Here is a 13,706-nt window from a genome sequence, read left to right on the forward strand (position 1 = left end):
ACCCGCCGGTGGTTTCGTTGGTCTCCAACGTGACCGGCCGGGTCGAGTCGGAGTTGTTCACCGATCCGGCGTACTGGGTGCGGCACGTCCGCGAGGCCGTGCGGTTCGCCGACGGGGTCGCCGCCGCAACGGCCGACCGGTTCCTGGAGGTGGGTCCGGACGCCGTGCTTTCGGCGATGGTCGACGACGGTGTACCGGCGATGCGCCGCGACCGGGACGAGGTCGCCACGCTGCTCACCGCGGTCGGGCGGCTCTGGGTTTCCGGTCAGCACGTCGACTGGACCGCCATCGTCAGCGGCGACCGGGTCGACCTGCCCACCTACCCGTTCCAGCACCAGCGGTTCTGGCCGCACGGCTCGGCGCTGCCCGGCGGCGACATGCGCCGGGCCGGACTCACCGACGCCGGACACCCCATGCTCGGCGCCGCCCTCGAACTGGTCACCACCGACGGGTACCTGTTCACCGGCCTGCTCAGCGCGCAGGACCAGCCGTGGATCACCGACCACGAGGTCTTCGGCAGCGTGCTCGTGCCCGGCACCGCCCTGGTCGAGCTGGCCCTGCACGCCGGCGCCGAGGCCGGCACCCCCGGCCTGGAGGAGCTCACCCTCGCCGCGCCGCTGGTGCTGCCCGAACGCGGCGCGGTGCAGGTCCGGGTCAGCGTCGGCGCGCCCGACGACACCGGCCGCCGCCCGGTGGCGGTGCACTCCCGGCCGGAGAACGAACCGGACGGCGACTGGGCCGCGCACGCGAGCGGCACCCTCGGCGCGGCGGGCACGCCGGAGACGTTCACCGTCACCGGCGAGGAGATCGACCTCGCCGGCGCCTACGAACGCATGGCGGACGCCGGATTCGTGTACGGCCCGGTCTTCCAAGGCCTGCGCGCCGCCTGGCGCGACGGCGACGACCTGTACGCCGAGGTGGCCCTGCCCGAGGACGCGGGCGCGGACCGGTACGGCCTGCACCCGGCCCTCTTCGACGCCGCCCTGCACGCGATCATGGCGGCCGGCGGGGACGGCCCGGCGGGTGTCCCGTTCGCCTGGGAGGGCGTCACCCTGCACGCCCGGGGCGCGTCCACGGTCCGGGTCCGGCTGCGCCGCACCGGCGACGGCATCGCCCTGGCCTTCGCCGACACCGCCGGAAACCCGGTCGCCACCGTGGACTCCCTGGTCACCCGGCCGCTGGACCCGGGCGCGCTGACCGCCCGCGACCTCTACGCCGTGAACCGGGTGCCGGTGGCGCTACCGGAGACCGGCGTGGAATCCGTCGCGGTCCTCGGCGCAGGCTGGGAGACGTTCGCCGGCCTGCACGCCAAGTCGTTCCCCGACCTGGACACCCTCGCCGGCTCCGGCGTACCGCAGGCCGTCGTCGTGCCCGTCGCCGCCGCGCCCGGGGCGGACACCGCCGACGCGGCCCACGCCGAGACCGCCCGCGTGCTGGCCCTGCTCCAGGACTGGCTCGCCGACGACCGGTTCGCGGCCGCCCGGCTCGTCCTGGCCACCCGCGCCGGTGACCTGGCCGGCGCGGCGGTCCGCGGCCTGGTCCGCAGCGCACAGGCGGAGAACCCGGGCCGGCTCGGCCTGATCGAACTGGACGGCGGGGACCTCACCGGGCCCGCGCTCGCCGCGGACGAACCACACCTGATCCTCGCCGCCGACGGCCCGTACGCGCCGCGGCTGGCCCGGATCGGCGCCGGCGGGGAACCGGCGCGGTGGCGCGGCACCGTGCTCGTCACCGGCGGCACCGGCGGCCTGGGCGCGCTCGTCGCCCGGCACCTCGCCGCGCAGGGCGTCACCGACCTGCTGCTGGTCAGCCGCCGTGGCCCGGAGGCGCCCGGCGCCGACGAGCTGCCCGGCCGGGCGGTCGCCTGCGACGTGACCGACCGCGCCGCGGTCGACGCGCTGATCGCCGGCATCCCGGACCTGCGCGCGGTCGTGCACTGCGCCGGGGTCATCGACGACGGCGTGATCGGCTCGCTCACCCCCGAGCGGCTGGCCGCCGTGCTCCGGCCCAAGGTGGACGCCGCGTGGCAGCTGCACCGGGCCACCGCGGGACTGGACCTGGACGCCTTCGTCCTGTTCTCCTCCCTGGCGGGCCAGCTCGGCAACCCCGGGCAGGGCAGCTACGCGGCGGCCAACGCGTTCCTGGACGCGCTGGCCGCGCACCGCGTCGCGGACGGCCTGCCGGGCACCTCCCTGGCCTGGGGGCCGTGGGTGCGCTCCGGTGGCATGACCGCGACGCTGAACGCCGCCGACATCGACCGGATGACCCGGGCCGGCATGCCGCCCCTCACCGTCGAACAGGGCCTCGACCTGTTCGACGCGGCCCTGACCGCGGGCACGCCCGTGGTCGCGCCGGTGCGGCTGGACCCGGCCGCGCTGCGGGCCCGCGGCGACCTGCCCGCGGTGCTCGGCGGACTGGTCCGCACGCCGGCCAAGCGGGCCGCCGCGGCCGGCGACGGCGGCGCCGAACTGGCGCGCCGGCTGGCCGGCGCCTCGGTGCCGGAGCGGCGGGAGATCCTGCTGGACCTGGTCCGGGCGCAGGTCACCCAGGTGCTGGGCCACTCGGACAGCGGCCGGATCGGGACCGCCACGGCGTTCAAGGACCTCGGCTTCGACTCGCTCACCTCGGTCGAACTGCGCAACCGCCTCACCGCCCTCACCGGCGTGCGGCTGCCGGCCACCCTGCTCTTCGACCACCCGACGCCGGACGAACTGGTCACCCACCTGTACGCGCAGGTGGCGCCCGCCCCGGTGTCCGGCGCCGAGGCGCTGCTGGCCGAGCTGGAGCGCATGGAACAGGTCCTCGGCGAGCTGGAGGTCTCCGAGGACCGGCACGAGCAGATCGCCGGGCGGCTCGAGGTGCTGCGCACCAGGTGGAGCAAGCGGCGCGGGGGAGCGGACGCCGGGAACGGGCCGGAGTTCGACTTCGACTCCGCGTCCGACGACGACGTCTTCGACCTGCTGGACAACGAACTGGGCCTTTCCTGACTGGAGTGTCACATGACGATCGGCAAACTCATCGACGCCGCGGTCGGCCCGATAGCGCACGGGATGAGCGCCACCCCGCACCGGGACGCCGAGGAGCTGTACGCCCTGGCCGCCGGGATCGGCGCCGCGGACATCGACCGCGACGCCGAACCGGACGACACGGTCGCCGAGGAGTTCCAGCGCCTGACGAAGCGCCGGATCTCCGGCGTGCCGATGGCGTACCTGACCGGGGTGGCCCCGTTCGCCGGGCTGGAGCTGCGGGTCGGCGCGGGCGTGTTCGTACCGCGGCGCGACTTCAGCGACCCGGTCGAGCCGGCGCTCGAGCACGTACGGGCGACCACCGCCCCGCTGATCGTCGACCTGTGCGCCGGCGCCGGCGCGATCGCCCTCGCGATCGCCCACCGCCGCCCCGACGCCGAGGTGCACGCGGTGGAGATCGCCGAGCAGGCGTACGGGTTCGCCGAGCTGAACGCCGCCGACCGGGTCGCGGCGGGAGACACCGCGATCCACCTGCACCGCGGCGACGTCACCGCGCCGGACGTGCTCGCCGAGCTGAACGGCAGGGTGGACGTCGTGGTGACGAACCCGCCGTTCGTGCCCGAGCAGGCCCAGCTGCCGCCGGAGTTCGCGGTGCACCAGCCGCGCATCGCGATCTACGCCGGACCGGACGGCCTGGACGTCATCCGTGGCGCGGTTGACACCGCGGCCCGGCTGCTTCGGCCCGGCGGCGCGCTGGTCCTGGAGCACGGACACCTGCACGGCGAGACGATGCCGGCGCTGTTCGCCGCCGACACCCGGTTCACCGGGGTGACGCTGCACCCCGACCGGTTCGGCTACCCGCTCTACCTGCTCGCGCTGCGTGCTGGCTGAGCCTAGGGCCGCGTTCCCGGCCTGTCGAGGTGGACGCTCCCGCCCGTCAGGACACCACCCGGTCGCGGCCCTGCCGCTTGGCCCGGTACAGGTTCTCGTCGGCCGCGGCGAACAATCCGTCGGCCGGCACGCCGCCGCCGACCGCGGCCATGCCCATGCTGATCGTGACCTTCAGGCCCGGTGCGAGCGCGTCCCAGTCGCGGTTGGACACCGCCTGGCGGATCCGTTCGCCGATATCCGCGGCGCTGGCCCGGTCGGCGTACAGGAACACCGCGAACTCGTCGCCGCCGAAGCGGGTGACGACATCGCGGTCCCCTCGGCAGCCGGTACGCAACGCGGTCGCGATCTCGACAAGCACCTGGTCGCCGACGGCGTGTGAGTACGTGTCGTTGATGGGTTTGAACTCGTCGACGTCGATCAGCAGCAGGTACCGCGGCTCGTCACAGGACTCGCGGAAGGTGGCCATCAGGCGCTCGAACAGGCGGCGATTGCCGACGCCCGTCAACTCGTCGCGGAGCAGCTCCGCGTCGGTGCGGCGACGCTCCTTCTCGAAGTCGATGCGCTCGGTCGCCTGGCGGAGCATCGCCACCCGCTCCAGGCGCAGCTCCCACAGGCATCTCGCCTGCTCGTGCACGGCGTTCATGAGGTCGCGGGCATGCGCCGGGGCCACCTGGGCTGCGGCCAACCGGGCCAGCTCGTACTGCACCTGCAGCCGTTCCATCCGGGTGCTGCCGTACTCGCAGAGCTGCTGCGCCGCCAGCAGCTCCCGATGGGCGCCCTCGACATCGCCCGCCGCGTGGATCGCCAGTCCGGCGGCGAGATGCGCAAGCCGGGCGTCCATGTACTGCTGCTCCTCCCGCAGCGGCCCGATGATCTCCCGCGCCAGGGCGAGCGCGGCGGTGAACTCGCCGAGTTTGGCAAGCGTCAACGCGTACGCGCCCTTCATCACGAGGGTGGGTGTGGATTCCCGGAGCTCCAGGTCGGTGATGATCTCGACGGCGATCGCCCGGCATCGGCGCAGGCGCGCCCGGGCCTCGTCCGGCCGGCCGATCTGCTCCAGCCGCAGGCCCCACTCGAGCAGAAGCATGACGTACGTCTCGTGGATCGGACAGGCGAAGTTCATCCTGGTGCCGACGCGGTGCATGACCCGTCGGCACGCCTGCTCGCCCAGCTCGTACAGCTCGACCCCGTGTGCGGCGTTGGCGAGCGAGTTCACCGCCGCGAGGTACCGCAGGTCGTTGCTGTCGATGGGCGCCAGCGTCGCGCTTGCCCGCGCCAGACCCTCAAGCCCCTCGTCGAGCCGCCCGAGCCGGAACTGCATCTCGACGAGATCCGCACGGGTCTTCGCCTCGGCCACCCGGTTGCCGAGCCGCTCGCGCAGGCGCAGGAGCTCCTGGCCCACCGTCACCGCTTCGCGGTCACGGCCCATCCACATGAGTGCGAACATCCGGCACTGCTGCAGGTAACCGAGCGTGATCTCGTCGCCGGCTAGCCGGATCAAGGCCTCGTAGTGGTCGGCGGCCTCGATCGCGCGGCGGAACTCACCCTTGACGATCATCTTGTGTACCCGGAAGGCGAACGCCGTGAACGGACCGTCACTGGAGAGGGGCACGGGGAGGGGCGCGCGACCCGGATCCATCCGTTCCATGATCAACTCCCGGGCGGCCGCAGGCAACTCACCATCACTGATCGGCTTCCCGCGCGACGTCCTGAGCGAATGTCCGATTATTGTATTTTGGGTGGTCTCGGGGCGAAGTCGGGCCGCCATCAGGCGAGTTGCCCGTCGTTCGCGCCCGCGAGGCGTCGCGAGGGGGACACGGTGCCGATCGGCTAGGCGTTGTCCAGGAGACGGAACAGCTCGTCGTCGCCGGCGGCGTCGAGATCCAGCCGCGCGCCGGCCAGGGCGCGCAGCCGGGCCGCCGCGGCGGCGTCCAGGGTGGTCCCGTCGGCCAGCAACCGCTCCAGCCGGGTGATCAGCTCGTCCGGGGTGTCGGCCGACGGCGCGAGGGACGCGCGGATCAGCCGCACGATCGCGTGCGGCGTCGGGTGGTCGAAGACCAGCGTCGCGGGCATCGTCACCCCGGTACGCGCCATCAGCCGGTTGCGCAGCTCGATGGCGTTCACCGAGGTGATGCCCAGCTCGGTCAGCGGCCGGGCCGGGTCGATCGGCCTCGACGGCGCGCCGCCAAGCACCGCGGCCAGCTCGGCCACCACGACGCCGAGGACGACCTCGTCCCGCTCGAACGCGCCGGGCCCGGCCGCAACCGGCTCGACCACGTCGTCGATCTCCGGCGTCCGCGGCGGCGCGGACGGGGTCACCGACACCCAGTACCGCCGGTGCTGGAACGCGTACGTCGGCAGCGGTGTCCGCCGCGCGCCGGGCAGCACCGCGGACCAGTCCACGGCCACGCCCGCGCCGTGCAGGCGGGCCACCGCCTCCAGCAGCGCGGCGTCCTCGTCGCGGTCGCGGCGGCCGGCCGGTACCACCGTCGCCCCGGTGATCGCGGGCGTCAGCACGGCGTCCGGGCCGATCTCGACGTACGTGGTGATCCGCGCCTCCCGCAGGGTCGCCACGGCGTCGGCGAACCGGACCGTCTCCCGCACGTGCCGGACCCAGTGGCCGGGGCCGGCCTCGGTGACGCGCGCCCCGGTGGTGTCGCAGATCCACGTGATCGACGGCGGGTGGAACGTCAGCCCCCGCAGCACCTCGGCGAACTCGTCCAGCATCGGCTCCATCAGCGCCGAGTGGAACGCGTGGCTGACGGCGAGCCGCCTGGTCCGCGCGAACCGTGCCGCGTAGGCGAGCACCGGCTCCTCCGGTCCGGACAGGACGATAGCGTCGGGCGCGTTGATCGCCGCGATCGAGACGCCCTCGGGCAACTCCAGCCCGTCGGGCGAGGCCTGCACGGCGACCATCGCGCCGCCGGCCGGCAGGTCCTGCATGAGGCGGGACCGGGCGGACACCAGCGTGCAGGCGTCCGCCAGCGACAGCACCCCGGCGACGTGCGCCGCGGCGATCCCGCCGATCGAGTGCCCGGCGACCGCGTCGGGCGTGACGCCCCAGGACTCGAGGAGCCGGTACTGCGCGACCTCGAAGGCGAAGATGGCCCGCTGCGCGTTGCCGGTGCGGTCGAGGCGGTCCGGGTCGAAGCCGCCGAGCAGCGCGCGGGCCTCGTCGAAGGCGGCCGCGAAGACCGGGTAGCGCCCGGACAGCGCCCGCCCCATGCCGGGACGCTGGCTGCCCTGCCCGGAGAAGACGAAGGCGAGCCCGCCGTGCTCGGCCGTCCGGCGGGTGATCTGCGGTCCGCCGCCCGCGGCGAGCGCCTCCAGCTGGTCGGTGCCGGTCGCCACGGCCTGGTGGTCGTGCACGGCCCGGCCGGTGAGCAGCGAGTACGCCACGTCCGCCGGTGCCGCGGGCGCGGCCGCGAGGTGGTCGGCGAGCCGGCGCGCCTGCGCGCGCAGCGCGGGTTCGTCGCGCGCGGTCAGCAGCCACGGTGCGTCGCCGGCGGCGGCCGGCCCGGCGTCCGGCTCGGGCACGTCCTCGAGCACCACGTGCGCGTTGGTGCCGCTGATCCCGAACGACGACACGGCGGCCCGGCGGCGGTCCGCGGCCGGCCACGGCCGGGCCTCGGTGAGCAGCCGCACCGACCCGCGGGACCAGTCGACGTTGCCGGACGGCCGGTCCGCGTGCAGGGTGCGGGGCAGCACGCCGTGCCGCATCGCCAGCACCGCCTTGATCACCCCGGCGACCCCGGCGGCGGCCTGGGTGTGGCCGATGTTGGACTTCACCGAGCCGAGCCACAGCGGCCGGCCGTCCGGCCGGCCCTCGCCGTACGTGGCCAGGATGGCCTGCGCCTCGATCGGGTCGCCCAGCGACGTGCCGGTGCCGTGCGCCTCGACCAGATCCACATCGGCGGGCGAGACGCCGGCGTTGGCCAGCGCCTGACGGATGACGCGCTGCTGCGCCGGGCCGTTCGGTGCGGTCAGGCCGTTGGACGCGCCGTCGGAGTTCACCGCGGAGCCGCGGATCACGGCGAGCACCGGATGGCCGTTGCGGCGGGCGTCGCCGAGGCGTTCCAGCAGCAGCAGGCCGGCGCCCTCGGACCAGGCGGCGCCGTCGGCGCCGTCGCCGAACGACTTGCACCGCCCGTCCGGTGCGAGGCCGCGGAGCCGGGAGAACTCGACGAACGAGTCCGGGGTGGCCATCACCGCCGCGCCGCCGGCCAGCGCCATCGAGGACTCGCCGGAACGTAGCGACTGGCCGGCCAGGTGCAGCGCGACCAGCGACGAGGAGCAGGCGGTGTCCACCGTGACGGCCGGGCCGTGCAGGCCGAACTGGTACGCGATCCGGCCCGACATGGCGCTGGCGGCGCGCCCGACGGCGCGCAGGCCCTCGAGGTCGCCGGCCGCCCCCGTGGCGTAGTCCTGGTACATCGCGCCGAGGAAGACGCCGGTGCGCGAGCCGCGTACCGAGTCCGGGTCGATGCCGGCGCGCTCGAACGCCTCCCAGGCGGCCTCCAGCATCATCCGGTGCTGCGGGTCGGTCGCCAGGGCCTCGCGCGCGGAGAAGCCGAAGAACCCGGCGTCGAAGCCGGCGGCATCGTGCAGGAAGCCGCCCTCCCGCGCGTACGTGGTGCCGGGGTGGTCCGGGTCGTCGTCGAACAGCGTGTCGAGGTCCCAGCCGCGGTCCCGCGGGAAGCCGGTGATCGCGTCCACGCCGCCGGCGACCAGTTCCCAGAGCTCGTCCGGGGAGGTCACGCCGCCGGGCAGCCGGCAGGCCATGCCGACGATCGCGATCGGTTCGTCCGGGCCGGCGGCCCGCACCGGCAGCGGGTCGTCGTCGTCCTGCCCGACCAGGTGCCGCGCGACGGCGAGCGGGGTCGGATGGTCGAAGGCGAGCGTCGCGGGCAGGCTCATCCCGATCGCCTCGGCGATGGCGTTGCGCAGCCGGATGGTGCGGATCGAGTCGAGGCCGCGGCTGCGGAAGCTGTCCCGCGGGCCGATGTCGGCGCCCTCGCCGACCTGGGCGACGCAGGCGCGGACCAGGTCGAGCGCGTCCTGCAGGGTGCCGGCGTACGCGACCGGCCGGTGCGGGCGTTCCCGCAGCAGGTCCTCCAGCGCGCGGCGGTGCAGCTTGCCGGCCGGGGTGCGCGGCAGGTCCGGCAGGAAGACCAGATCCAACGGGATCTTGTAGTCGGCCAGGCCGAGCCCGCGCAGAAAGCCGGTGACCTTGGCGAGGTCGATCCGGCCGCGGGCCGCCTCGGTGACCACCAGGACGGGGAACTCGCCGAGCCGCGGGTCGGCCTGGCCGACCACCGCCTGCGGGCCGATGCCCGGCAGGTCGGCGAGCAGGCTCTGCACCTCGACCGCGCTGACCTTGCGGCCGCCCACGTTGATGATCTCGGCGGCCCGGCCGTGGAAGACGATCCGGCCGTCGGCGTCGACCGCGGCCGTGTCGCCGGTGCGCAGCCAGCCGTCGTCGGTGATCGCGGCGGCGGTGAGCCCGGGATCGCCGTAGTAACCGCGGAACAGGTTCGGCCCCCGGTACTGCAGCTCACCCGCCACGCCGACGCCGACCGGGTTGCCGCCCGCGTCGCGGATGCGCAGCTCGGAGCCGGTGCCGGGCCGGCCGATCGTCCGGGCCGCGACCATCGGGTCGTCGCCGGCGTGGGTACGGGTGCCGGTGCCCAGCTCCGACATCCCCCAGACGATCACCACGGGCGCGCCCAGCGCCGCACGGGCGTCGGTCACCGCCGCGGGCGGCAGCGCGCTGCCCGCGGTGCGCACCTCCCGCGGCGCGAACCCGGCCGGCTCGCCGAGCTCGGCGAGCCGGGCGACCACGTCGTAGATCTGGGTGGGCACCAGGAACACCACGCCCGGCCGCGCCCGCCGGCACAGCTCGAGGAACCGGTCCGGGTCCCAGGCGTCCAGGATGGTCTGCCTGCTGCGCGCGAACAGCGCGTGGTGCATCGACTGCAGGCCGAAGAGGTGGCTCAGCGGGCAGGCGGTGACGATGCCGGGCGCGAACGACCCGGCGGCCTCGGCGGTGACGTGGGAGATGTTGGACAGCAGGCCGTCGTGGTGGTGCACGCAGATCTTCGGCCGCTGCGACGTGGTGCCCGAGGACGGCATCAGCACCAGGGGAGAGTCCGGCAGCACCTCGACCGGGGCCGGCCGGTGCCCGCGCCAGTGCGCGGCGGCGGCCAGCAGCGCCTCCAGCGTGAGCACCGCCCGCAGCGACGGCACCGCGGCACGCAGCTCGTTCGTCGAACCGCCGGTGGCCAGCACGAACGCGACCGGATCCACCCGGCGCAGCAGGGCCAGCACGTCGCGGGCGCCGCTGCCGGCGTGTATCGGCATCATCACCGCGCCGGCCTCGGCGACGGCCAGGTGCACGGTCTGGAACTCGAAGCCGTTGGGCAGCTGCACCGCTACGACGTCACCGGGCCTGACGCCCGCCTCCTGCAGGCCCCGGGCCACCGCGTCCACCTCGGTGCGCCACCGTCGCCAGGTGTAGGACCGGTCGCCGTCCACGATCGCGACGGCGTCCGGGTCGGCGGCCACCGCGGCGGCGAACACCGACGGCAGCGTGTACCCGCCGAGGTGGTGCACGAGATCCGCGGGCGGGTCGAGCTGATAGTCCGCGGCGGTGATCGCCATGGTGCCTCCAGAGGGTCAGGCCTGCGCGAGCAGCGGCGCGGCGTCGCGCTCGGGGAAGTCCGCGCCGAGCAGGGTCAGCAGGGGACGCGCCTTGACGGCGGTCTCCTCGTACTCCGCCGCCGGATCGGACAACGCGATGATCGCGCCGCCGACGCCGTAGCGCAGCCGGCCGCCGTTGAGCACCACGGTGCGGATGACGATGCTCAGATCGGCGGCCCCGGTCAGCGAGAAGTAGCCGATGACGCCGGAGTAGATGCCGCGCGGACCGGCCTCCAGCCGGTCGATGATCTGCATGGTGCGGATCTTCGGGGCGCCGGTCATCGAGCCGCCCGGGAACGCGCAGCGCACCCCGACGGCCGGGCTGCGGTCCGCGGCGAGCTGGGCCCGTACGGTGCTGACCAGCTGGTGCACGGTGGCGTACGACTCGACGTCGAACATCTTGTCCGCGTGCACCGAGCCGACCTCGGCGCAGCGGCCCAGGTCGTGCCGGACCAGGTCGACGATCATCAGGTTCTCGGCGCGGTCCTTCTCGCTCGAGGTGAGGTCGTCGACCAGCAGCGCGTCCTCCTCCAGGGTGCGCCCGCGCGGCCGGGTGCCCTTGATCGGCTTGGACTCCATGTCGCCGTACCGGTCGATCTGCAGGAAGCGTTCCGGCGAGGTGCTCAGCACGGCGACGTCGCCGAAGCCGAGGAACGCGGCGAACGGCGCCGGGCTGTACCGGCGCAGGAAGCGGTACGCCTGCCAGGGGTCGATGTCGGAGTCCGCCTCGATCATGTTGGTCAGGCAGACCTCGTACGTCTCTCCGTTGCGGATCTCCCGCTGGCACTCCTCGATCAGAGCCAGGTACGCCTCCCGGTCGTGGCGCAGGCGCAGCGGCGAGGTCGTCGAGGCGGGCGGCCCGTCGCACGGTGCGGGCTCGCGGCCGCCGAGCGCCTTGATCGCGGCGGTGGTGTCGGCCAGCCAGGCGCGGGCGGCGTCCTCGTCGCCGTCCTCGGCCAGCGCCAGCAGGTAGGTGCAGCGGGTGCGGTGGTCCAGCACGATCGCCCGGTCGGCGAAGACCATCACCGCGTCCGGCTCGTGCGACGGGTGCGCGGCGTCGCCGTCGCACTCGGCCTTCAGCTCGTAGCCGAGCGCGCCGACCCAGCCGAGGGCGAAGTCGAACGGCAGGAACGGCACGCGGGTGTCCAGCGAGCGCATGTCCGCGTCCAGCCAGTCCAGGAACGTGCCGGAGGTGATCTCGACGCCGTCCGCCGAAACGACCGTGACGGTGCCGGCGGTGACGTCCGCGGTTGCGATCCGGGCCAGCGGTCCGGCGGCGTTGCCCATCACGGAGACCTCGCCCGAGGCGCCGGTCTGGCTGCTGTCCAGCCAGTACGGGTGCCTGCCGGCACGGATCAGCGTGTCGAACGCGACCTCGGCGTCCCAGCGGGTGTCCATCGCCTCGACCAGCACCTCGAGCCGGCGGGTCCGCTCCGGCGCGGTGACGGCCGCGGCCGCCGGTGCGGGCGGGGCCACGTCGATGACCTCGCGGGCGCCGCGGTGCCGCTCGGTCAGCCGGCCGAAGTTGGCCAGCAGCTGGTGCCCGCCCTCCGTGCCGATCGATTCGGGGTGGAACTGCACGCCCCAGAGCGGCAGCGTGCGGTGCCGCAGCGCCATCACCACGTCGTCGTCGGCCCACGCGGTGGCCTCCAGGTCGCCGGTGATCCCGGTGACGGCCAGCGAGTGGTAGCGGACCACCTCGAGCGGCGACGGAAGGCCCTCGAACAGCTCGGTGCCGTCGTGGCGGATCAGCGAGGTGCGGCCGTGCCGCGGTTCCGGGGCGTGGCCGACGTGCGCGCCGTGTGCCAGGCCGATGCCCTGGTGACCCAGGCAGACGCCGAGCACCGGCAGCCGCCCCTCGGCGGCGATCGCGGCGCACAGGCCGAAGTCGGCCGGCCGGTGCGGGGTACCCGGGCCGGGGGACAGGACCACGTTGTCGAACTCGGCGAGCCGCTCGGGCCGCCACGCCGGGTCGTCGTTGCGGATCACCTCGGGCTGTCGCCCGTTCACCTCGGCGAGATAGTGGAAGAGGTTGTATGTGAACGAGTCGTAGTTGTCGACCAGCAGCGTGCGCATGTGCGGTCCTTGTCCTGGTCCTCGAGGTGACAGGGGAATTACCGGACGGCCTCGACACCGGGCCGGCGGGCGGCCGCCAGGTCCGCGGCGATCTCGGCGTTCACCGCGTGCTGCTGGGCGGCGATGAAGAAGTGGCCGCCCGGGAAGCCGGTCAGCCGGAACGGGCCCTCGGTGTGCCGCTCCCACGCGGCTGCCTCGTCGGCGGTGGTGAGCGGATCCGCGTACCCGGTGAGCACGGTGATGCCGGCACGCAGCCGGGCGTCCGGCAGGCCGCGGTAGGTCTCGATGGCCTCGTAGTCGGCGCGGATCGCGGGCAGCGCCATGCGCAGGATCTCGTCGTTGCCGAGCAGATCCGGCACGGTGCCGTTGAGGCGCTTCAGTTCGGTGATCACGCCGTCGTCGTCGCGGTTGTGCACGGTCTCGGTGCGTGAGGTCGACGGCGCCCGCCGCCCGGAGGCGATCACCGTGCGCGGCCCCGCGCCGTCGCGTTCGAGCCGCAGCGCGGTCTCGAACGCCAGGACCGCGCCCATGCTGTGCCCGAAGAACACGGTGGGCTTCTCGTCGAGCGTGCGCAGTTCGGCGACGATCGCGTCGGCCAGCGAGGCGACGGAGGTGTGGCAGGGCTCCCGGCGGCGGTCCTGCCGCCCCGGGTACTGCAGGCAGATCACGTCGGCGACGGCGCCGTGCGCCGCCGAGACCGGGTGGTAGAAGCTGGCCGAGCCGCCCGCGTGCGGGAAGCAGACGAGCCGCACCGCCCGGCCCGGGCCGGGGTGGTAGCGCCGCATCCACCTGGTCGCGTCGTCGGCGATCGTCACGGCAGGGCTCCTTCTCGCTGGGTGTCGCTCATCAAATCGGACCGGGGTGCCGGAATTTGCTAGTCCTGGACGGCGATGGCGCCCGACGGGCACAACTCCTGCGCCAGGTGCACCGCCCCGCTCTGCCCGGCGTCCGGCTCGGCGGCCAGCACCTCGACCACCCCGTCGTCGTCCTGGTCGAAGACGTCGGGCGCGGACAGCACGCACTGTCCCGCGCCGACGCAGGCCTCGGTCGACACCGTGATACGCATCTCGTCCT

7 protein-coding genes are annotated in these 13,706 nt (G+C 74.4%); 2 read left to right on the plus strand and 5 right to left on the minus strand.

Annotated elements, in window-relative coordinates:
• Together AB0B58_RS18450 and AB0B58_RS18455 are read left to right on the plus strand one after the other, a co-directional pair.
• A partial coding sequence (locus AB0B58_RS18450; RefSeq protein ID WP_360224811.1) for an SDR family NAD(P)-dependent oxidoreductase occupies positions 1-2,987 on the plus strand: 2,987 nt, incomplete at its 5' end.
• A gap of 12 nt (positions 2,988-2,999) precedes the next feature.
• Entirely contained in the window at positions 3,000-3,857 is an 858-nt protein-coding gene (locus AB0B58_RS18455; RefSeq protein ID WP_360224813.1) for a HemK/PrmC family methyltransferase, read from the plus strand.
• Positions 3,858-3,903: 46 nt separating this feature from the next.
• Here AB0B58_RS18455 and AB0B58_RS18460 read toward each other — a convergent pair whose 3' ends face one another.
• From AB0B58_RS18460 to AB0B58_RS18480, 5 genes are all read right to left on the minus strand, one after another.
• On the minus strand, positions 3,904-5,496 hold the full coding sequence (locus AB0B58_RS18460; RefSeq protein ID WP_360224815.1) for a GGDEF domain-containing protein: 1,593 nt from the start codon (positions 5,494-5,496) through the stop codon (positions 3,904-3,906).
• A 191-nt stretch (positions 5,497-5,687) separates the two neighbouring features.
• The gene (locus AB0B58_RS18465) at positions 5,688-10,517 is read right to left on the minus strand and encodes a beta-ketoacyl synthase N-terminal-like domain-containing protein (RefSeq protein ID WP_360224817.1); all 4,830 of its coding nucleotides are present in this window, start codon (positions 10,515-10,517) and stop codon (positions 5,688-5,690) included.
• A 15-nt stretch (positions 10,518-10,532) separates the two neighbouring features.
• Positions 10,533-12,632, minus strand: a complete 2,100-nt coding sequence (gene pabB / locus AB0B58_RS18470) for an aminodeoxychorismate synthase component I (RefSeq protein WP_360224819.1) — start codon at positions 12,630-12,632, stop codon at positions 10,533-10,535.
• A gap of 38 nt (positions 12,633-12,670) precedes the next feature.
• Complete coding sequence (locus tag AB0B58_RS18475; RefSeq protein ID WP_360224821.1) at positions 12,671-13,447, minus strand: alpha/beta fold hydrolase; 777 nt, start codon at positions 13,445-13,447, stop codon at positions 12,671-12,673.
• Between the two features lie 59 nt (positions 13,448-13,506).
• Positions 13,507-13,698 (minus strand): ferredoxin, encoded by a 192-nt coding sequence (locus tag AB0B58_RS18480; RefSeq protein WP_360224823.1) that lies wholly within the window; start codon positions 13,696-13,698, stop codon positions 13,507-13,509.
• Between the last annotated feature and the right edge of the window lie 8 nt (positions 13,699-13,706).

It is taken from the genome of Actinoplanes sp. NPDC049118 (assembly GCF_040648555.1).
Lineage (GTDB): Bacteria > Actinomycetota > Actinomycetes > Mycobacteriales > Micromonosporaceae > Actinoplanes.